This window comes from Mycobacterium sp. pV006 (assembly GCF_041287115.1).
Classification (GTDB): Bacteria; Actinomycetota; Actinomycetes; order Mycobacteriales; family Mycobacteriaceae; genus Mycobacterium.
In genome coordinates, this window is the sequence record NZ_JBGGKT010000002.1 from 205,234 (window position 1) to 226,109 (window position 20,876).

A 20,876-nucleotide genomic window follows, 5' to 3' on the forward strand; every position below is an offset into this window, starting at 1 on the left:
AAGGGACAGGAGACGGAGAGGACGTCAGATGCAGGGCCTGGTACTGCAGCTGACCCGCGTCGGCTTCCTGCTGCTGTTGTGGCTGTTCATCTGGTCGGTGCTGCGCATCCTGCGCACTGACATCTACGCACCCACCGGTGCGGTGATGGCGCGTCGCGGATTGGCGCTGCGCGGCACGCTGCTGCCCAACCGCACGCGTCGACATGTGCCGCGCCAGCTCGTCGTCCTGGAAGGGGCGCTCGCCGGCACCCGTATCCCGTTGGGCACCCAGCCGATCCTCATCGGACGCGCGGACGACTCCACTCTGGTGTTGACTGACGACTACGCCTCGACGCGCCATGCCCGGCTCTCCCCGCGAGGTCCGGAATGGTATGTAGAGGACCTAGGATCAACGAACGGTACATACCTCGACAGGGCGAAGGTGACGACGGCGGTACGAGTTCCGATGGGCACACCGGTGCGAATCGGCAAGACGGTGATCGAGCTGCGCCCGTGACACTCGTCCTCCGATACGCCGCCCGTAGTGACCGGGGGCTGGTCCGCGCCAACAACGAAGACTCGGTGTACGCCGGGGCGCGTCTGCTGGCCCTGGCCGACGGGATGGGCGGCCACGCCGCCGGCGAGGTCGCGTCGCAACTGGTGATCGCCGCGCTGGCCCACCTGGACGACGACGAGCCCGGCGGCGACCTGTTGAGCAAACTCGACGCGGCGGTGCGCGAAGGCAATTCGGCGATCGCCGAGCACGTCGAGGCCGACCCCGAGCTCGAAGGCATGGGCACGACGCTCACGGCGATCCTGTTCGCCGGCAACCGACTCGGCCTGGTCCACATCGGCGACTCCCGCGGCTATCTGCTGCGCGACGGCGAGCTGACACAGATCACCAAGGACGACACCTTCGTACAGACCCTCGTCGACGAGGGCCGTATCACCGCCGAAGAGGCCCACAGCCATCCGCAGCGCTCCCTGATCATGCGGGCGCTGACCGGGCACGAGGTCGAACCGACGCTGATCATGCGCGAAGCCCGCGCCGGCGACCGCTACCTGTTGTGCTCCGACGGGTTGTCCGACCCGGTCAGCCAGGAGACCATCGCCGAGGCCCTGCGCATCGCCGATGTGGCCGAGAGTGCCGACCGACTCATCGAGCTGGCGTTGCGCGGCGGCGGCCCCGACAACGTGACCGTGGTGGTCGCCGACGTCGTCGACGTCGCTTCCTACGACCACGGCCAAACCCAGCCCATCCTGGCCGGTGCCGTGTCGGGTGACGACGATCAAAGCGCGCCACCGAACACCGCAGCCGGACGGGCCTCGGCGTTCAACCCGAAACGAACAGCCGCGAAACGCGTTGTGCCGCAACCTGAAGAGCCGCCGCCCCGACCCCGGTCGCGGCGGCGCATCTACATTGCGGCCGCGGTCATCGTGCTGGTCGTGCTCGCCGGCCTGGCTGTCGGACGCGAGATCATCCGCAACAACTACTACGTCACCGAACACGACGGCACCGTCTCGATCCTGCGCGGTGTCCAGGGCTCGTTTCTCGGCTACCCGCTGCAGGAGCCCTATCTGCTGGGCTGTCTGAACGCCCGCAACGAACTCTCCCTGATCAGCGCCGGCCAGTCCCAGAACGATCTAGACTGCCGGCTTCTCGCCGTCGGCGATATCCGCCCGTCCGAACGTGCGCAGGTGGTCGCCGGTCTGCCCTCGGGGTCCCTCGACGACGCGATCCGCCAGATCGAGGAACTCGCCAAGACATCCGTGCTGCCGGTGTGCGCCCCGCGCCCCACCACCACCCCGCGTCCCGCGCCGCCACCGCCCACGACGCCGCGGCCCACCACCACGCCCACCGCGGCACCGACATCGCCTGCGCCGAACCCGAATTCGCGCCCCAACACCCCCGGTCCGGCCCCCGAGACGCCGCGCACCATCACGCCGTCGGCCCCGGCGCCCGCTCCCCCACCGCCGTCGCCGTCGCCGTCGCCGACGGTGACCGCGCTGCCGCCGCCGCCACCTGAACCGGGAACGAACTGCCGGGAAGTGGCATGACCACCCCAGCGCCACAGGGTCGGGTCGCGGTGAACACGCCGCTCCCCCACCGCCGCAATGCCGAACTGCTGTTGCTCGGCTTCGCCGCGCTGATCACGACCGTGGCGCTGCTGCTCGTCGAGGCCAACCAGGAGCAGGGTCTGAGCTGGGATCTGGCGCAGTACGCGATCGCCTACCTTGCGTTGTTCGGCGGTGCGCACCTCGCGGTCCGACGGTTCGCGCCGTACGCCGATCCCCTGCTGCTGCCCGTGGTGGCGCTGCTCAACGGTTTGGGGCTGGTGATGATCCACCGTCTCGACCTCGCCGAGGGCACCACCACAGCGCAGGGTCTCGGCGGTTCGGCCAACCAGCAGATGCTGTGGACTCTCGTTGGGGTGCTGGGCTTTTCGGCCGTGGTGGTCGTGCTGCGTGATCACCGCACCCTGTCGCGCTACGGCTATGTGTGCGGCCTGACCGGATTGGTCCTGCTGGCCATCCCCGCGCTGCTGCCCCGGTCGATGTCGGAGCAGAACGGCGCCAAGATCTGGATCAAGTTGCCGGGCTTCTCCATTCAGCCCGCCGAGTTCTCCAAGATCCTGCTGCTGATCTTCTTCGCCGCGGTGCTGGTGTCCAAGCGCGACCTGTTCACCAGTGCGGGCAAGCACGTGCTGGGCATGGATCTGCCGCGCCCGCGCGACCTGGCTCCGCTGCTGGCCGCCTGGGTGGCGTCGATCGGGGTGATGATCTTCGAGAAGGACCTGGGCACCTCGCTGCTGCTGTACGCGTCGTTCCTGGTGCTGGTCTACGTGGCCACCGATCGGTTCAGCTGGGTGGTGCTGGGGCTGGGGCTGTTCGCCGCCGGCAGCGTCGTCGCGTATTACGTGTTCGACCACGTCCGGGTCCGGGTCCAGACGTGGCGTGACCCGTTCGCCGACCCGGACGGCGCCGGTTACCAGATGGTCCAGTCGTTGTTCAGCTTCGCCACCGGCGGCATCTTCGGCACCGGGCTCGGAAACGGCCAGCCGGGGACCGTGCCGGCGGCGTCGACGGACTTCATCATCGCCGCAGTCGGTGAGGAACTCGGGCTCGTCGGCCTGGCCGCAGTGCTGATGCTCTACACCATCGTCATCATCCGCGGGCTGCGCACGGCGATCGCGGTGCGCGACAGCTTCGGCAAGCTGCTCGCCGCCGGGCTGGCGTCCACGTTGGCGATCCAGTTGTTCATCGTCGTCGGTGGCGTCACCAAGCTGATCCCGCTGACCGGCCTGACCACCCCGTGGATGTCCTACGGCGGTTCGTCGCTGGTGGCCAACTACCTGCTGCTGGCCATCCTGCTCCGGATCTCGCACTCGGCGCGCCGACCGCTGGACGGCAAGCCCCTTCCGGCCGGCAATCTCGCCGCGGCCAGCACCGAGGTGATCGAGAAGGTATGAACACCTCGCTGCGCCGCATCTCGGTGATGATCATGGCTCTGGTCGTGCTGCTGCTGGCCAACGCCACACTGACGCAGGTCTTCACGGCCGACGGACTGCGCGCCGACCCGCGCAACCAACGGGTGCTGCTCGACGAGTACTCACGCCAGCGCGGACAGATCTCGGCCGGTGGTCAGCTGCTGGCCTACTCGGTGGCCACCGAGGGCCGGTTCCGGTTCCTGCGCGTCTACCCCGATCCCGAGACCTACGCGCCGGTGACGGGCTTCTACTCCTTGAGCTACTCCAGCGCCGGCCTCGAGCGCGCCGAGGACCAGGTGCTCAACGGGTCCGACGAACGGCTGTTCGGCCGCCGGCTCGCCGACTTCTTCACCGGCCGCGACCCTCGCGGCGGGAACGTCACCACCACCATCAAACCCCAAGTCCAGCAAGCGGCTTGGGACGCGATGGCCGACGGCTGCAACGGACCGTGCCGCGGTGCGGTGGTGGCGTTGGAGCCGTCCACGGGCAAGATCCTGGCGATGGTGTCCGCACCGTCGTACGACCCGAACCGGTTGGCCACCCACGACATCACCGAACAGTCCGCGGCCTGGGAACAACTGCGCGACGATCCGGGCTCGCCGCTGATCAACCGGGCGATCGCCGAGACCTACCCGCCGGGTTCGACCTTCAAGGTGATCACCACCGCGGCCGCGCTGCAGGCCGGGGCCACCCCGGCCACCCAGCTGACGTCGGTGCCCCGGATCCCGTTGCCGCAGAGCACCGCGACACTGCAGAACTTCGGCGGTAGCGCGTGCGGGGGCGGTCCGACCGCCACGCTGGAGTACGCATTCGCGCACTCCTGCAACACCGCGTTCGTCGAACTCGGCCTCGATACCGGGGCCGATGCGCTGCGCAGCACCGCCCGCGATTTCGGTATCGACGCCGTCCCGGCCGGCATCCCGCTTCAGGTCGCCGAATCGACCGTCGGCCCGATCACCGACGGCGCCGCGCTGGGCATGTCGAGCATCGGGCAACGCGACGTCGCGCTGACCCCGCTACAGAACGCAGTCATCGCCGCCACCGTCGCCAACAGAGGTGTCACGATGCAGCCCTACCTGGTCGATCGTCTCCAGGGACCCGACCTCTCCAACATCGCCACCACGGAGCCCACCGAAGAGCGCCGAGCGGTCACCGAGCAGGTCGCCGATACACTTACGGACTTGATGGTCGCCGCCGAGCAGGTGACGCAGCAGAAGGGAGCCATCGCCGGCGTGCAGATCGCATCCAAGACCGGCACTGCGGAGCACGGTACGGATCCACGCAACACGCCTCCGCATGCCTGGTACATCGCTTTTGCTCCAGCGCAGGCACCCAAGGTCGCCGTCGCCGTGCTCGTGGAGAACGGTGGAGACCGGCTCTCGGCTACCGGTGGCGCGGTCGCGGCCCCGATCGGGCGTGCGACGATCGCCGCGGCGTTGCGGGAGGGCACATGAGCCCCCTTGACGGAGACAAAAAATGAGCCGCCTTGCCGGAGGCAAAAAATGAGCCCCCGCGTCGGAGTCACGCTGTCGGGTCGGTACCGGCTGCAGCGTCTCATCGCCACCGGCGGTATGGGCCAGGTGTGGGAGGGCGTCGACTCGCGGCTGGGCCGCCGGGTCGCGATCAAGGTGCTCAAGGCCGAGTACTCCACCGACCCCGAGTTCGTGGAGCGCTTCCGCGCCGAGGCACGCACCGTCGCGATGCTCAACCACCCGGGCATCGCCGGGGTGTACGACTACGGCGAGACCGACATCGACGGCGAGGGCCGCACCGCCTACCTGGTGATGGAGCTGGTCAACGGCGAACCGCTGAACTCGGTGCTCAAACGCACCGGCCGGCTGTCGCTGCGCCACGCGCTCGACATGCTCGAGCAGACCGGCCGCGCACTTCAGGTCGCCCACACCGCCGGCCTGGTGCACCGCGACGTCAAACCGGGCAACATCCTGATCACCCCCACCGGGCAGGTCAAGCTCACCGACTTCGGCATCGCCAAGGCCGTCGACGCCGCGCCTGTCACCCAGACCGGCATGGTGATGGGCACCGCGCAGTACATCGCGCCCGAACAGGCCCTGGGCCACGACGCCACCGCCGCCAGCGACGTCTATTCGCTGGGAGTTGTTGGCTACGAATCGGTTTCGGGTAAGCGGCCGTTCACCGGCGACGGCGCGTTGACCGTGGCGATGAAGCACATCAAGGAGACCCCTCCCCCGCTGCCGGCCGACCTGCCGCCGAACGTGCGTGAACTGATCGAGATCACCCTGGTGAAGAACCCCGGCGCGCGATACCGGTCGGGCGGCGCGTTCGCCGACGCCGTCGCCGCCGTCCGCGCCGGCCGCCGGCCACCGCGACCCAACGCGGCTCCGGCGATCGGGCGCGCGGCCCCCACCGCGGTTCCGCCGGCCATCGCAGCCCGCCCCGTCGCGGACATGACCGGACGGGCGCCGGCCACCGCGGCGCGCGCCCGCGCGACGGGCAGCCACCGCTCACCACCGCCGGCCCGGCGCACGTTCTCCTCCGGGCAGCGGGCCCTGTTGTGGGCCGCCGGTGTGCTCGGCGCCCTGGCGATCGTCATCGCGATCCTGATCGTGCTCAACGCTCAGGACCGCCGTGACCGCACCCCGCCGCCCACGGTCACCGAGACCCCGACCTCGGAGGTGGTGCCGACCGAGACACCGGCGGCGATGCCCACCGGTGTTCGTGAAGTCGGTCGATACTGGGTATCAACACAATCTGACCGTCCACCGCCGGTGGCGGCGAGACTGCACGCTTCAGAACAGAACTTGCGATGACGACCCCACGGCAACTGTCCGACCGCTACGAGGTCGGCGAGATCCTGGGCTTCGGCGGAATGTCGGAAGTCCACCTGGCCCGCGACCTGCGGCTGCACCGCGACGTCGCGATCAAGGTGCTGCGCGCCGACCTGGCCCGCGACCCCAGCTTCTACCTGCGCTTCCGCCGCGAAGCCCAGAACGCCGCCGCGCTGAACCATCCGGCGATCGTCGCCGTCTACGACACCGGCGAGGCCGACACACCGACCGGACCGTTGCCCTACATCGTCATGGAGTACGTCGACGGGGTCACCCTGCGCGACATCGTCCACACCGACGGGCCGATGGAACCTCAGCGCGCCATCGAGGTCATCGCCGATGCGTGCCAGGCGCTGAACTTCAGCCACCAACACGGCATCATCCACCGCGACGTCAAGCCGGCCAACATCATGATCAGCAAGACCGGCGCGGTGAAGGTGATGGACTTCGGCATCGCCCGCGCCATCGCCGATGCCGGCAACCCGGTCACCCAGACCGCCGCGGTGATCGGCACCGCCCAGTACCTGTCGCCCGAGCAGGCGCGCGGCGTGAAGGTCGACGCCCGCTCGGATGTGTACTCGCTGGGCTGCGTGCTCTACGAGATCCTGACCGGTCAGCCGCCGTTCGTCGGCGATTCCCCGGTCGCGGTGGCCTACCAGCACGTCCGCGAGGATCCGGTGCCGCCGTCGCAGCGGCACAGCGGGATCTCACCCGATCTGGACGCGGTGGTCCTCAAGGCGCTCGCCAAGAACCCCGACAACCGATACCAGACCGCTGCGGAGATGCGCGCCGACCTGGTCCGGGTGCACAGCGGGCAGACCCCCGACGCCCCGAAGGTGCTCACCGACGCCGAGCGGACCTCGCTGTTGTCGGCGACGCCGGCCCATCATCAGAGTGCGCCGGCCGGGACCGGGGGACGTCATCAGTCCTTCACGTCCCCGGCCCGCCGTGGCTCCGTGGCCCGGTGGCTGGTCGCGGTCGCGGTGCTGGCCGTGCTGACCGTGGTGGTCACGGTCGCGATCAACCTGTTCGGCGGCGAGACCCGCGAGGTCCAGGTACCCGACGTGCGCGGACAGGCGTCCGCCGACGCGATCGCCGCGCTGCAGAACCGCGGTTTCACCATCCGCACCCAGCAGCGACCGGACTCCTCGGTGCCGCCCGACCACGTGATCAGCACCGAACCCGACGCCAACGCGTCGGTGGCGGCCGGCGACGAGGTGACGCTGAACGTGTCGACCGGCCCCGAGCAGCGCGAGGTGCCCGACGTCTCCGGGCTCAGCTACGCCGACGCGGTCCGCAAGCTCACCGACGCCGGTTTCGAAAGGTTCCGCCAGACCACGTCGACGTCACTGCCGGAACAGCGCGACAGGGTGCTGTCCACCGTCCCACCGGCCAACCAGACCTCGGCGATCACCAACGAGATCACAGTCGTGGTGGGCCGGGGACCGGCGACGGCGTCCGTCCCGGACTGCGTCGGCCAGACCACCGCGGTGTGCCAGGAGGTGTTGGCGGCGTCCGGATTCACCAAGGCCGTGCCGGTCGAGGTGGACAGCACCGTGACGGCCGGTCAGGTGGTCGGCAGCGAACCGGCGGCCGGGCAGACCGTCCCCCAGGACACCGTGATCCAGATGCAGGTGTCGCGCGGCAACCAGTTCGTCATGCCCGACCTGACCGGGATGTTCTGGACCGACGCCGAACCGCGTCTGCGCGCGCTCGGGTGGACGGGCGTGCTGGACAAAGGACCGGACGTGCCCAATAGCGGTCAGCGCACCAACGCGGTGGTCCGTCAGTCGCCGTCGCCCGGCAGCGGGGTCAACTTCGGCGGCCGGATCACGCTGAGCTTCGCGTCGTAGCGGCCTCCACGGCCGCGGCGACCTCGTCCTCCAGGCGGCGCACCAGCGCCTCGTCCGGCGCGGCGCCGCAGTAGCCCAGCCAGTTCGCCAGCATGCGGTGCCCGCCCTGGGTCAGGATCGACTCCGGGTGGAATTGCACGCCGTGGATCGGGAGCCCGGTGTGCTGCACGCCCATGATCACCCCGCCGTCGGTGCGAGCGGTCACCGTCAGCTCGGCCGGCAGGGTCTCCGGCAGGATCGTCAGGGAGTGGTACCGGGTCGCGACGAACGGGTCCGGCAGACCGCGCAGCACCCCCTGGTCGGTGTGATGCACGGTGCTGGTCTTGCCGTGCAACAGTTCCGGGGCGCGGTCCACGGTACCACCGAACGCGACGCCGATGGCCTGGTGGCCCAGACACACGCCCAGCAGCGGGGTTTCGGCCTGCGCGCAGGCCTTCACCAGGGCGATCGTGGCACCGGCTCGCTGCGGGGTGCCGGGCCCGGGGCTCAGCAGGACGCCGTCGAACTTCTCCGCGGCTGCGGTGACATCGGCGTCTGTGGCCAGGTGCGGGTCGTCGTTACGCCAGACCGTCGCATTCACCCCGAGCTGGCCCAGGTACTGGACCAGGTTGAACACGAAGCTGTCGTAATTGTCGACGACCAGAACCTGCATTGGGCCAGGTTAGCGCGCCGCGGCGCTCACTCCGAAGCCGAAGTCCGCTCGCTGCGACGCTCCTCACCGCGCGGCGCCGATTCTCCGGCCGCCCCTTCGGCCGCACCGGCAGCCGTTCCGGTGGGTTCGGTGACGCCACCGATGCCCTCGTCGCCCTCGTCGTCGGTCTCGGTGACCTTCTCGAGGTCAGTCACCTGCTCGTCGAGATCGGCCGGCTCGAGCTCGTCGGTGTCCTCGGCCACCTCGATGACGGTCGCGTTCGAGGTCCGCAGGACCTGCTCGGTGTCGGTCGTGGAGTCCGAACCGGCGGTGTCGTCCTCGACGACGTCGTCGGCCGGGTCGGCGGTCTTCTCCTCACCCTGCCGCTCGGCCAGCCGGTCGTGACGCAGCGACGGCGGGGGCGTTCCGTTGCCCCAGTCCGCGCCTTCGCCCTGCTCGACGTAGTCGGGACGGTCGTAGTCGCGTTCGACGAGCGGACGGAAGATCGCGTCGAGTTCGGCCATCCGCTCGTCGGTGGTGAACCAGTCCATCCACTGCAGCATCGGCAGCACCTCGGCCTTGATGAGCATGTAGGTGGCGCCGTCCTCGTCCTGGTAGACGAGGTTGTTCGGGTCGTTGATGTCGATGGTGCGGTACGCGAAGTGGTTGAAGAACGACAGGTTGATCTGCGACCACAGACCGAAGCGATCGGGCCGGTCGGCGACCGCGTCGTACTGCTTGGTGACGTTGAGGACTTCGTACGGGTTGTCGTCGGGGATCCCGGTGCCGAAGTAGTGCCGGGCCTGGCCGCCGTACTTGTTCTCCGGGTTGCCCATCAGGACGATGAGCTTCACGCGGTCGGGGGACGGGCCGAGCGCGGGGAACTGGTCCCATACCCGCAACCGGTCGTGGATCGAGCCTGCGCCGGAGGAGTAACCCATCAGGATCAGGTCACCCGGGGTGAACGTGACAGCCGCCTGCAGTGACCACGCGCCGCTCCACGAATCGCCCAGCCCGGGGGAGAAGTTCACCGTGCGGCAGGTGTTGGTCTCGCAGAACTCGTTCTTGAACGACTTCTGGGTGGTCCGGGGAGCTTGGAAGGTGCCCTCCACCGCCAGCACGGTCGCCGAATGCGCGACGGGCTGCGACGCCAGACCCAGAGCGGTGGGTACACACAGCGCAGAGGCCGCAGCTGCGGCGATGCGACGTGGTTGACGGCGTCGGCGATGTCGGCTCATGGATTCCCCTCCGGTGATGGTCTACGGCCGGACCGCAGGAAGACCCCCGGCCGAGCTTTGCTCATAGTAAGCCTGAGCTAACCACCTCGCTAGCGGAAGAATTTTTGGTTCTCATCTTGCGCGGGGCGGTAGTGCTCGGGTGTTCGCAGTTGGCCATGCATATTGGCTGATCTTGGGTAAAGAGATACCAAACTGCAGCTGTACCGGGGGCGGCTTCAGCAATTTTTACTTTGCCGTCAGGTCAGTAACCGAGCGGTCCCAGCGGGCTGGCGTACCTCATGCGGACCGGCTCGCTGTAACCGACGAGTTCGACGTCGCGCGTTTCCTCCAGATAGCCCAGGCCGAAGCGCACGACGTACTGCTTGTACAACGAGACCAGGGGAGAGGCCGCGAGCGCGGCCTGCATGGCGGCGACGTCGCCCACTGCACTGATCACGTAGGGCGGGCTGTAGGTGCGCCCGTTGAGCAGCAGGGTGTTGCCCACACAACGGACGGCCGAGGTGCCGATGATCCGCTGGTCCTGCACCTGGATGCCCTCCGCACCCGCGCTCCACATCGCGTTGATGACGGCGAGGATGTCCTGCTCGTGCACCACCAGGTCGTCAGGTGCCGCGTCGCGAGGGAACCGTCCCTGGGCGTCGCGCTGGGCGTCGTTGAGAGTCACCACCAGGCCTGGACCGCGCAGCGGCGGCACCCCGCTCTGTTCGGACAGCGCGTCGGAGCGGCTGGTCATCGCCTGCAGTGCGTCGGCGGCCGCGGGGGAGCCTCCGTGGTGGTTCTCCGTCTCGCTGACGAGACGGTCGCGCTGGGCGGTGAGCCGGTCGACGGACTGCTGCGTCTCCCGCACCAGATCAACCAGACGGGGCGAGTCGCTGCGCCGGATCTCGTCCCCACCCGAGACGCTGTGCGTCACCCCGAGCAGCAGGCCGGCGGCCACACACACCACCGGCACGCCGTAGCGCCACCGCGCCCGCGGTGAGGCAGGTGCTGCCCGCTTCTTCACGCGTCGTCTCCTCGGGATGGTCAACCGGCGCTTACGTTAGGCTTTCTGCTAAACATCGTCGCACCGTCCGAAGGTTCCCATGCCCAAGTCCAAGGTCCGCAAGAAGAACGACTTCACCATCAACCCGGTGAGCCGTACTCCGGTCAAGGTCAAGGCCGGACCGTCGAGCATCTGGTTCGTCGTGTTTTTCGTCAGCCTGATGTTGATCGGGTTGATCTGGCTGATCGTGTTCCAGCTCGCCGGCAGCGGCCCGGAGGTGCCGAGCCTGCTGCAGTGGATGGCCGACCTGAACGTGTGGAACTACGCGATCGCCTTCGGCTTCATGATCACGGGTTTGCTGCTGACCATGCGCTGGCGGTGACGTCCGGACCCCTCACCGACCGGTTGCGCGGCGTTTGCGAACCCGCAACCTGGGCGTAACCAGATCACACGCGTGTGATTCATCCCCATTGGGGATAGCACTTGTGGATAACTGCGAATGCCGCGCTAGGAGCGTGTGAATTGTCCCTCCAGCAAACAAAGTGGGCCCCACCGACGGGCAGCATCCTCGCGGCCGGCGCAGTGGGTCTCGCACTGTGTGTCGGCGCTGTGATGCTGGTCACAGATGCGCCGGGACGCATTCTGGTCGGTTTGGCCGGGATCGGTTTGCTTGTCTTCGCACACATGTCGTGGTGGGCACGACCGAAACTGGCTATCTCCGACAACGCGTTGGTGTACCGCGGCTGGTGGCGCGAGCGCACGCTCCCGCGCGAGGAGATCACGAAGGTGCGCATCACCGAATTCCGCCGCATCGGCCGGCGGGTACGCCTGCTGGAGATCGACACCAGTGACGACCGTCTACTGGTGCTCAGCCGCTGGGATCTCGGGACGGATCCGCTGAGAGTGCTCGACGCGCTCACCGAGGCCGGGTTCGCACCCGGCTCCCGGTGACGCGGCTATACGTCAGGAGATGGTGACCGACTCGATCACGACAGCGTCGGTGGGCCGGTCGCTGCGATCGGTCGCGGTGGTGGCGATCGCGTCGACCACCTTCTGCGACTCGGGATCGACAACCTCACCGAAGATCGTGTGCTTGCGGTTGAGATGCGGCGTCTTGGTCACCGTGATGAAGAACTGGGAGCCGTTGGTGCCGGGGCCGGCGTTGGCCATGGCCAGCAGGTAGGGCTTGTCGAACTGCAGCTCGGGATGGAACTCGTCCTCGAACTTGTAGCCGGGGCCACCACGGCCGGTGCCGGTGGGGTCGCCGCCCTGGATCATGAAGCCGTCGATGACCCGGTGGAACACCGCTCCGTCGTAGAACGGTCCAGAGGTACCGCCGGTGGCGTTCTCCGTGCTGTAGTCCTTGGTGCCCTGGGCCAGTCCGACGAAGTTGGCCACGGTCTTGGGTGCGTGGTTGCCGAACAGAGCGATCTTGATGTCGCCTCGGTTGGTGTGCAGGGTCGCGGTCGCGGTCTGAATAGGACTGGTCACGGCAAGCCAGTGTGCCACGCCGCCTTCGGCGCTCAACCGGCACCGTGGGGTTGGCGGAGATGGCAGGCTGGGACCGCGATGTCGTCCGGCGGAAAGAGGTTTCAGATGAGCTCCAAGACGCGTGTCCGTATGACCCCCGGCCAGCGGTTCAGCCGGGGCTTGCGCTATACGGCGATCGGACCGGTGGACGTCACCAGGGGAGCGGTCGGACTCGGTGCGGAGTCGGTGCGCTCGTCGGCTACCTGGGTCGGAAACCGCTACCGCGACAGCCGCCTCACGCGCCAGCTCGCCGAAGAACTCACCTCGGCCCAGCAGGCGATCGCAGAACTTCCCGAGAAGCTGGCCAAGCCGCGTAAGGCGCCCAATCGCCGGCGACGCCTGCTGTGGGTCGGACTGGGCGTGGCCGCGCTGGCCGGGGGAGCGGCAGTGTTCACCGTCGCTCGGCAGTCCGCGCAGCCCGAGCCGTCGCCGCGGCCGCCGAGCGTCGAGGTCACCCCGAAGCCGTAGGTGTAATCCCGGGCGCGGGATGGGTATCGCTGCCCCTCGAGAGGTTCGCGAACGAGAGGCAGCACATGAGCATCAAGGACGACGTCAAAGAGGATCTGGCCGCTGCGTACCCCAGGCTGGGTCGCTCCGATCTGGAGCGCGTCGTCACCCTGCTGGCCCAAGCACCCGCGACCGGTAACGGCACGAGCACCGCGACGGCTCTGGAACCGCTGATGCCCGAGGTCGCCCGCCGGTTGGGCCCGTTGTCGGGAACCGATGTCCCGGACTACCTGCGCGTGTTGCAGGGGGCGGTGACGACGACGCTGCAGTCCTGGAAGGACCCGTCGGGACCCGGACCCGGCATCGGCGAGATCCACTCGTTCATCGATACGGCGGCGGACTGAAAAGGACCGTGGAGCCTTGGCGGTCAGTATTCGAGTGCCGCCAGCACCTCGTCACTTTGGAAGATTCGGTCGTAACGGCCCTTCGTCCGCTGCCTCAGAATCCCCAGTTCGACCAGTTTGGAGACGGCGGTATTGGCGGCTTGGTACGACACCCCGTGAAGCTTCGCCGCCAGTGACGTCGTGATCATGGGATAGCCGATCAAGTCGTCTGCGATGCGACGAGCGACGCCCTTCGATCCGTGCAGCTTCAGCTGGAAGCCCTCCCGGAGTTCCAGCAGCTTGTCCACTCGCGCCATGACCTCGAGCGCCTCGGCATGAATGGCCGTTGCTATCAAGCGAACCCACGGGTTCCATTCTCCCGTCTGAGATACACGCAGCAGTCCGTCCTGGTACTCCGTTCTGTGCTGCTCGAGCCACGGGGAAATGTTCAAGACCGGATGTCGCAGGTCTCCGGCGACTATCAGCTGAAGAGCCATCACCAGCCTGCCGAGCCTGCCGTTACCGTCGTGAAAAGGGTGGAGCGTCTCGAACTGGTAGTGGGCTGCGGCCAAGCGAACGATCGTGGGGATCGGGTTACTGGTGTCCCGTATCCAGGTCTGCCAGGCATCGAGGCCGTCCCTGAGTCGGTAGTCGGCCGGGGGAGGAACGAACCTCGCCTCAGTCACACGCCGGTTGCCGACACCGATGAATACCTGTGTCGTCCGAACGCTTCCGGCGTGTGGCCCGTCGCTGGGCGTGCCGCGCAACAACTCCTGTTGGAGGTCTTCCAGCATCCGTATCGAGATGGGCTGTCCCTGAGCTATCAATTCGTAAGCGCGCTCGGCGGCGTTCACGTAGTTGCGCACCTCACTCACTGAGCCGGTCAACTCGTCGGCGTCAAGAAAGTCCGCTTCGAAGACATCGGACAGCGCCGCGTAGGTGCCCTCCAGGGCGGAGGTGCTCACCGCTTCTCGGCGTGTGGCTGGACGGGCGAGCAGCACAGGGTTGGGCAGTGAAGACGCTGCCTGGTCCGCCCGCGCCATAGCTGCGGTGGCGTCGATGACGGCGTTGTACGTCGCGGCGTCGAGCGGAAACTCGGACGGCAGCGGATCTGGTACGAATGCGACGTACTCGTAATGCTCCTTGAACCGAGGGTCATGGCCCGAGATCGGGGTCAGTTTCCCCACCGGACTGCCACGCAGCTTTTCTACGTCCACAACACCCGCTTCAGCGACGCCCAACCTTGAGAATCAACGGCGTAATTTCAAGGTTAACTGATTAACCTTGAAAAGTCCGGTGATGATCTCAAGCTTCCTCTGAAGAAGCGGGGGAGAAGGGGCGTGGGGCACCGACGTCGCCTGATAGCAGAACAGGCCAGCCCGTACGGGTCTGACCTGCTTGTTCCTGGTTGTGGAGCCTAGGAGATTCGAACTCCTGACATCTGCCTTGCAAAGGCAGCGCTCTACCAACTGAGCTAAGGCCCCCGGAGGAGTCAGGCGGTGTGCCAGACCTCGGCACCGTGCTGACTGCGCCACACCAGAAGTCCGGCGACAGCCACTGCGGCCGCGAACAGCAGCACCGTCCTCATCGATGTGGCACCTTTCCGTGGGGCTAGGAGGACTCGAACCTCCGACCTCTTCGTTATCAGCGAAGCGCTCTAACCGCCTGAGCTATAGCCCCGTCAAACCGCACGGCCGAGCGCCGAGATTACCTCACCGGCAACCGGTCTCCCAAACCGTGCTCAGTCCCGGTCGGCGAGGGTGACCTCCACGCCCCCGACCAGGTCGGTCGTGAGGTTGTAGATGAACGCCCCGATCGTCGCCGCCGCCGTCAACAACACGATGTTGACCAGCCCGATCAGCGCCGCACCGCCGAAGACCGTGCCGCTGGACACCAGCTCGCCGCCGGCGCTGCCGCTGGCACTGGTCAGCAGATCCCCGACGTTGCTGTTGAGCTTCGACCACACACCCATACCGCCGAGCACCAGGTACAGGAACGCGACCGCGATCATCCACACGAAGAACAGCGCCACCGACAACAGCAGCGACACCTTCAGCGTGCTCCACGGGTCGATGCGCCGGATCTGCATGCTGGCGCGCACCGGACCGCGGTGCTGGCGTGAGCCCACCTCCACACCACGGGTGGGGGTGGCCGGCCGCGGCGATGTCGGTCGCGGACGCTGCTCGGGTGCGGGGCGCTCGGCAGGCCTGCGCTGCTGCGTCGAACGGGGCGGCACCCCGGACAGATCGGGGATCTCGCTGGCCAGGGGCTCGGGCCGACCGGCACTCTCGGGCCGACCGGGGCTGTCGGGCCGACCGGAGCTCTCGGGACGGCCGGCGCTCTCGGGACGGCCGCCGTTGTCGGGCCGGCTGGGACCTTCTGGCCGGTGCGGCGCTTCGGGACGCGGCCCGGCTTCGGGACGTGGCCCGGCCTCGGGCCGCACCTGCTCGGGGCGGATCGTCTCGGTTCGGTCGGCCGAACGAGAACCCGACTCGGGCTCGGCTGCGCCGCCCGCCATGAACCGGTTCAGCCGGGCGTCCAGACCCGACGGAGTGTTGCCCTGCCGGGGCTCGGCTCCCTCCGCGCTGTGCTGCCGGGCCCGGTTGGCCGGGCCCCGCTGCCACGGCGGGACGTCACTGCCTTCCTGACCCGGTGCGGCCGACGCTGGTGAGCCGTTGCCCCCGCTGGATGCGTCACCCGTACGCGGGTGGCCCGGCTCGTTCGGTGCGCTCACCTACGACTCCTCGTTGTCCGTCGCGTCGACATCGGTGTTGACCTCGTCGGTGCTGTCGCCGGCTTCAGCGTTGCGCGCGATTGCGATCAGTGTGTCGCCCTCGCCGAGGTTCATCAAGCGAACCCCCTTGGTCTGCCGGCCCGCCTTGCGGACCTGCCGCGCTGCGGTGCGGATGACACCGCCCCCGGAGGTGATCGCGTACAGCTCGGTCTCGTCGTCGACGATCAGCGCCCCGACGAGGGTGCCGCGCCGCTTGTCGAACTGGATCGTCAGCACACCCTTGCCGCCGCGGCCCTGCACCGGATACTCGTCGATCGCGGTGCGTTTGGCGTAACCACCGGAGGTGGCCACCAACAGATACGTGTCCGGCCGAACCACGTTGAGCGACAACAGCGCATCGTCGGCGTTGAACCGCATGCCCTGCACACCGGACGTCGCGCGGCCCATCGGACGCAGCGCCTCGTCGGTGGCCGAGAACCGGATCGACTGCCCGTTGGCCGACACCAGCAGCAGATCGTCCTCCGCCGAGCACAACACCGCCCCGACCAGCTCGTCGCCTTCGCGCAGATTCACCGCGACGATGCCACCCGAGCGGTTGGAGTCGAAGTCCACCAGCCGCGACTTCTTGACCAACCCGTTGCGGGTGGCCAGCACCAGATACGGCGCGTCCTCGTAGGTCTTGAGCTGGATCACCTGGGCGATGCGCTCGTTGGGCTGGAAGGCCAGCAGGTTGGCCACGTGCTGACCGCGCGCGGTGCGCGACGCTTCGGGCAGGTCGTAGGCCTTCGCCCGGTACACCCGGCCCTGCGTGGTGAAGAACAGGATCCAGTCGTGGGTCGAGCAGACGAAGAAGTGGTTGACGATGTCGTCCTGCTTGAGCCCGGCGCCCTGGACACCCTTACCGCCACGCTTCTGGCTGCGATAGAGGTCGGTCTTGGTGCGCTTGGCGTACCCGGTCTCGGTGATCGTGACCACGACGTCCTCGCGTGCGATCAGATCCTCGTCGGCCACGTCACCGTCGGCCGGGATGATCCGGGTGCGACGGTCGTCGCCGTACTTGTCGACGATCTCGGCGAGCTCGTCGCGGACGATGGCCCGCTGCCGCTCCGGCTTGGCCAGGATGTCCTCGAGGTCGGCGATCTCGGCTTCGATCTTGGCCAGATCGTCGATGATGCGCTGCCGTTCGAGGGCGGCCAGGCGCCGTAGCTGCATGTCCAGGATCGCCTGGGCCTGGATCTCGTCGACGTCGAGCAGGTCCATCAACCCGCTGCGGGCCACGTCGGCGTTGGCCGACGAGCGGATCAACGCGATGACCTCGTCGAGTGCGTCGAGCGCCTTGACCAGACCGCGCAGGATGTGGGCCCGCTCGTTGGCTTTCCGCAGCCGGTAGGTGGTGCGGCGGACGATCACATCGAGCTGATGGTTGACGTAGTGGCGAATGAACTGGTCCAGCCGCAACGTCCGCGGCACCCCGTCGACGATCGCCAGCATGTTGGCGCCGAAGCTGGTCTGCAGCTGGGTGTGCTTGTAGAGGTTGTTGAGCACCACCTTGGCCACGGCGTCGCGTTTGATCTCCACGACGATGCGCAGACCCACGCGGTCGCTGGACTGGTCCTCGATGTTGGAGATGCCGGCGAGCTTTCCGTCGCGGACCTGCTCGGCGATCGAGGTGATGAAGTTGTCGTGGTTGACCTGGTACGGCAACTCGGTGATCACCAACGAGGTGCGCCCGCGGGAATCCTCTTCGATCTCGACGACACCGCGCATCCGGACCGAGCCCCGGCCGGTCTTGTAGGTGTCCTCGATCCCCTGGGATCCGACGATCAGGCCGTGGGTGGGGAAGTCAGGTCCCTTGACCCGCTCGCAGCAGGCGGTCAGGGTGGCTTCCTCGTCGGCGTCGTGATTCTCCAGACACCAGTACACCGCGTCGGCGAGTTCGCGGAGGTTGTGCGGCGGGATGTTGGTCGCCATGCCCACCGCGATGCCGCCCGAACCGTTGGCCAGCAGGTTCGGGAACCGGCTCGGCAGAACCGTCGGCTCCTGCACCCGGCCGTCGTAGTTCGGGATGAAATCGACTGTCTCCTCGTCGATCTCGCGCAGCATCTCCATGGCCAGAGGAGTCAGCCGCGCCTCGGTGTACCGCATCGCGGCCGGCGGATCGTTGCCCGGCGAGCCGAAGTTGCCCTGCCCGTCGACCAGCGGATAGCGCAGCGACCAGGGCTGCGCCATCCGCACCAGGGTGTCGTAGATCGACGCATCGCCGTGCGGGTGGTAGTTGCCCATCGTCTCGGCCACGGAGCGCGCCGATTTGGCGTGGCTGCGGTCGGGCCGGAAACCGGAGTCGAACATCGCGTAGAGCACGCGGCGGTGCACCGGCTTGAGACCGTCGCGCACCTCCGGCAGCGCGCGGCCCACGATCACGCTCATCGCGTAATCGATGTAGCTGCGCTGCATCTCCTGCTGGATGTCGACCGGTTCGATGCGGTCGCCGGCTTCGTCGCCGGGCGGCAACGTCGTGTCAGTCATGGAATTCCGTTCCTATGCGTGAATCGGCGGGGCGCTGGAAGTCGTCAGACATCCAGGAAGCGAACGTCCTTGGCGTTTCGGGTGATGAAGCTGCGGCGCGCTTCGACGTCCTCGCCCATCAGGATGGAGAACAGTTCGTCGGCGGCGGCCGCGTCGTCGAGGGTGACCTGGCGCAGCACCCGCACCGACGGATCCATCGTGGTCTCCCACAGTTCCTTGGCGTCCATCTCGCCCAGACCCTTGTACCGCTGGATACCGTCGTCCATGTTGATCTTCTTGCCGGCCTTCTTACCGGCCTCGAGCAGTCCGTCGCGTTCCCGGTCGGAGTAGGCGAATTCCGGTTCGCTGCGTTGCCATTTGAGCTTGTACAGCGGCGGCTGCGCCAGGAACACGTGCCCGTTCTCGATCAGCGGCTTCATGAACCGGAACAGCAGGGTCAGCAGCAGCGTCGAGATGTGCTGGCCGTCGACGTCGGCGTCGGCCATCAGCACAATCTTGTGGTAGCGCAGCTTGGAGATGTCGAACTCGTCGTGGATGCCGGTGCCCAGTGCGGTGATGATCGCCTGGACCTCGGTGTTCTTCAGCACACGGTCGATGCGTGCCTTCTCCACGTTGATGATCTTGCCGCGCAACGGAAGGATCGCCTGGAACATCGAGTCGCGACCGCTCTTGGCCGAGCCGCCGGCCGAATCACCCTCCACCACATACAGTTCCGACTTGGTCGGGTCGGTCGATCGGCAGTCGGCCAGCTTGCCTGGTAGCCCACCGATGTCGGTGGCGCTCTTGCGCCGCACCAACTCTCGCGCCTTGCGCGCCGCCAGACGCGCCTGTGCGGACGACACCGCTTTGTTCACAACGGTTTTCGCTTCGGACGGGTTGGCCTCGAACCAGTGGGTGAGCTGTTCGTTGCAGATCTTCTGCACGAACGACTTGACCTCGGTGTTGCCGAGTTTGGTCTTGGTCTGACCCTCGAACTGGGGCTGGGACACCTTCACCGAGATCACCGCGGCCAGACCCTCGCGGATGTCGTCACCGGTGAGGTTGGGATCCTTGTCCTTGAGCAGCTTCTTGTCCTTGGCGTACTTGTTGACCACCGTGGTCAGTGCTGCGCGGAAACCCTCTTCGTGCGTGCCGCCCTCGTGGGTGTTGATGGTGTTGGCGAAGGTGTGTACCGATTCCGAATAGCCGGCGTTCCATTGCATCGCGACCTCGATCTCGTGGCCGGTGCCCTTGCCCTCGAAGTCGATGATGCTGGGCTGGATCGGGTTCTTGGTGCGGTTGATGTGCTTGACGAAATCCACCAGGCCGCCGGGATAGTGGAACACCCGGTGCTTGACCTTGACCGGGGACGCAGCCTCGGCGGCCTTCTGATCGGCGGTCTTGGGTGCTTCGGCTTGGTCGCTGACCACGTCGTCGACGACCTCGTCGGGCGTGACGCGTTCGTCGGTGAGCTCGATCGTCAGGCCCTTGTTCAGGAATGCCATCTCCTGCAGCCGGCGGGCGATGGTCTCGAAGTCGTAGGTGGTGGTCTCGAAGATGTTCGGGTCGGCCCAGAACCGGATGGTCGTCCCGGTCTCCTTGGTCGGCTCGCCCTTGCGCAAGGTGCCCGGCTTGGAGTGCTCGTAGGTCTGGAACCACTGGTAGCCGTCCCTGCGGATGTCGGCTTCGAGCCGGCTCGACAAGGCGTTGACCACCGAGACGCCCACACCGTGCAGGCCACCGGAGACCTGGTAGGCGCCCTCTTCGAACTTGCCGCCGGCGTGCAACACCGTCATCACGACGTCGACGGTCGGGATCTTCTGCGTCTTGTGCAGCTCGACCGGAATTCCGCGGCCGTCGTCGGTGACCTGCACTCCGCCGTTCTCCAGGAGCCGCACGTCGACCTTGGTCGCATAGCCCGCCATCGCCTCGTCGACGGCGTTGTCGACGACCTCCCAGATCAGGTGGTGCAGGCCCCGTTCGCCGGTGGAACCGATGTACATGCCCGGACGTTTACGGACCGCTTCCAGACCTTCGAGCACCTTGATGGCATCGGCGCCATACTCGCTGGGAGCGTTCTTCTTCTGGGCAGCCACGTTGGACGCGTCTCCTTGGGGTTCGCAGGCGAGCGGCGACATACCGCGCGCGGACATCTGCGTCCAGTCTACCGGGTAAGGACGTCAGGACCCACTCTGCGGACGCGTTTCCTCACACCTAAACGCGCCGTGCGGCGATTTTTTCGCATCGGGATAGGTCTTGACGGCGTGGATGGGTTTCGGGACCATCCTGGCGACTCTCA

18 protein-coding genes and 2 tRNA genes are annotated in these 20,876 nt (G+C 67.4%); 10 read left to right on the plus strand and 10 right to left on the minus strand.

What is annotated here, in order from left to right; all coding sequences use genetic code 11:
- Positions 1–28: 28 nt before the first annotated feature.
- From ACAG25_RS04250 to pknB, 6 genes are read left to right on the plus strand one after another with little or no spacing between them, the layout of a single operon-like run.
- A complete protein-coding gene (locus ACAG25_RS04250) occupies positions 29–496 on the plus strand; it encodes an FHA domain-containing protein (protein ID WP_370487051.1) in 468 nt (155 codons plus the stop codon).
- Positions 493–2,037, plus strand: a complete 1,545-nt coding sequence (locus ACAG25_RS04255) for a PP2C family serine/threonine-protein phosphatase (protein ID WP_370487052.1) — start codon at positions 493–495, stop codon at positions 2,035–2,037. The genes ACAG25_RS04250 and ACAG25_RS04255 overlap by 4 nt, the downstream gene beginning before the upstream one ends.
- Positions 2,034–3,449, plus strand: coding sequence for an FtsW/RodA/SpoVE family cell cycle protein (locus tag ACAG25_RS04260; RefSeq protein ID WP_370487053.1), 1,416 nt, complete (start codon positions 2,034–2,036; stop codon positions 3,447–3,449). Before ACAG25_RS04255 ends, ACAG25_RS04260 begins: the two co-directional genes overlap by 4 nt.
- Positions 3,446–4,921, plus strand: a complete 1,476-nt coding sequence (pbpA, locus tag ACAG25_RS04265; protein ID WP_370487054.1) for a D,D-transpeptidase PbpA — start codon at positions 3,446–3,448, stop codon at positions 4,919–4,921. Before ACAG25_RS04260 ends, pbpA begins: the two co-directional genes overlap by 4 nt.
- A 48-nt stretch (positions 4,922–4,969) precedes the next feature.
- Entirely contained in the window at positions 4,970–6,256 is a 1,287-nt protein-coding gene (locus ACAG25_RS04270; RefSeq protein ID WP_370487055.1) for a protein kinase, read from the plus strand.
- Complete coding sequence (pknB, locus tag ACAG25_RS04275) at positions 6,253–8,127, plus strand: Stk1 family PASTA domain-containing Ser/Thr kinase (RefSeq protein WP_370487056.1); 1,875 nt, start codon at positions 6,253–6,255, stop codon at positions 8,125–8,127. Before ACAG25_RS04270 ends, pknB begins: the two co-directional genes overlap by 4 nt.
- On the opposite strand, the gene ACAG25_RS04280 is transcribed toward pknB, so the two are convergent.
- The 3 genes from ACAG25_RS04280 to ACAG25_RS04290 form a co-directional block, all read right to left on the minus strand.
- Positions 8,105–8,779 (minus strand): aminodeoxychorismate/anthranilate synthase component II, encoded by a 675-nt coding sequence (locus tag ACAG25_RS04280; protein WP_370487057.1) that lies wholly within the window; start codon positions 8,777–8,779, stop codon positions 8,105–8,107. The genes pknB and ACAG25_RS04280 overlap by 23 nt on opposite strands.
- 26 nt (positions 8,780–8,805) lie before the next feature.
- Positions 8,806–9,996 carry a PE-PPE domain-containing protein gene (locus ACAG25_RS04285; protein WP_370487058.1) on the minus strand — a complete coding sequence of 397 codons (1,191 nt, stop codon included), beginning with the start codon at positions 9,994–9,996 and terminating at the stop codon, positions 8,806–8,808.
- A 241-nt stretch (positions 9,997–10,237) separates the two neighbouring features.
- Positions 10,238–10,999 (minus strand): DUF881 domain-containing protein, encoded by a 762-nt coding sequence (locus ACAG25_RS04290; protein WP_370487059.1) that lies wholly within the window; start codon positions 10,997–10,999, stop codon positions 10,238–10,240.
- Between the two features lie 79 nt (positions 11,000–11,078).
- Here ACAG25_RS04290 and crgA point away from each other — a divergent pair, with 79 nt between their 5' ends.
- Both crgA and ACAG25_RS04300 read left to right on the plus strand, forming a co-directional pair.
- Positions 11,079–11,360 (plus strand): cell division protein CrgA, encoded by a 282-nt coding sequence (gene crgA / locus ACAG25_RS04295; protein WP_370487060.1) that lies wholly within the window; start codon positions 11,079–11,081, stop codon positions 11,358–11,360.
- 140 nt (positions 11,361–11,500) lie between these two features.
- Complete coding sequence (locus ACAG25_RS04300) at positions 11,501–11,929, plus strand: PH domain-containing protein (protein WP_370487061.1); 429 nt, start codon at positions 11,501–11,503, stop codon at positions 11,927–11,929.
- Between the two features lie 12 nt (positions 11,930–11,941).
- On the opposite strand, the gene ACAG25_RS04305 is transcribed toward ACAG25_RS04300, so the two are convergent.
- Positions 11,942–12,469, minus strand: a complete 528-nt coding sequence (locus ACAG25_RS04305; protein ID WP_370487062.1) for a peptidylprolyl isomerase — start codon at positions 12,467–12,469, stop codon at positions 11,942–11,944.
- Between the two features lie 105 nt (positions 12,470–12,574).
- Between ACAG25_RS04305 and cwsA the strand changes: the two genes are divergently transcribed.
- Positions 12,575–12,976 carry a cell wall synthesis protein CwsA gene (gene cwsA / locus ACAG25_RS04310; RefSeq protein WP_370487063.1) on the plus strand — a complete coding sequence of 134 codons (402 nt, stop codon included), beginning with the start codon at positions 12,575–12,577 and terminating at the stop codon, positions 12,974–12,976.
- Positions 12,977–13,041: 65 nt separating this feature from the next.
- On the plus strand, positions 13,042–13,359 hold the full coding sequence (locus ACAG25_RS04315; RefSeq protein ID WP_370487064.1) for a hypothetical protein: 318 nt from the start codon (positions 13,042–13,044) through the stop codon (positions 13,357–13,359).
- A 23-nt stretch (positions 13,360–13,382) separates the two neighbouring features.
- Here ACAG25_RS04315 and ACAG25_RS04320 read toward each other — a convergent pair whose 3' ends face one another.
- From ACAG25_RS04320 to gyrB, 6 genes are all read right to left on the minus strand, one after another.
- Positions 13,383–14,579, minus strand: a complete 1,197-nt coding sequence (locus ACAG25_RS04320; protein WP_370487065.1) for a Fic family protein — start codon at positions 14,577–14,579, stop codon at positions 13,383–13,385.
- Between the two features lie 170 nt (positions 14,580–14,749).
- Positions 14,750–14,822 (minus strand) — tRNA-Ala (locus tag ACAG25_RS04325).
- Between the two features lie 122 nt (positions 14,823–14,944).
- Positions 14,945–15,018, minus strand: a tRNA-Ile gene (locus ACAG25_RS04330).
- Between the two features lie 61 nt (positions 15,019–15,079).
- Positions 15,080–16,072: a DUF3566 domain-containing protein gene (locus ACAG25_RS04335; RefSeq protein WP_370487066.1), complete on the minus strand. Its 993-nt coding sequence runs from the start codon at positions 16,070–16,072 to the stop codon at positions 15,080–15,082.
- Positions 16,073–18,598 carry a DNA gyrase subunit A gene (gene gyrA, locus ACAG25_RS04340; RefSeq protein ID WP_370487067.1) on the minus strand — a complete coding sequence of 842 codons (2,526 nt, stop codon included), beginning with the start codon at positions 18,596–18,598 and terminating at the stop codon, positions 16,073–16,075.
- Between the two features lie 44 nt (positions 18,599–18,642).
- Positions 18,643–20,673, minus strand: a complete 2,031-nt coding sequence (gene gyrB, locus ACAG25_RS04345) for a DNA topoisomerase (ATP-hydrolyzing) subunit B (RefSeq protein WP_370487395.1) — start codon at positions 20,671–20,673, stop codon at positions 18,643–18,645.
- Positions 20,674–20,876: the final 203 nt, after the last annotated feature.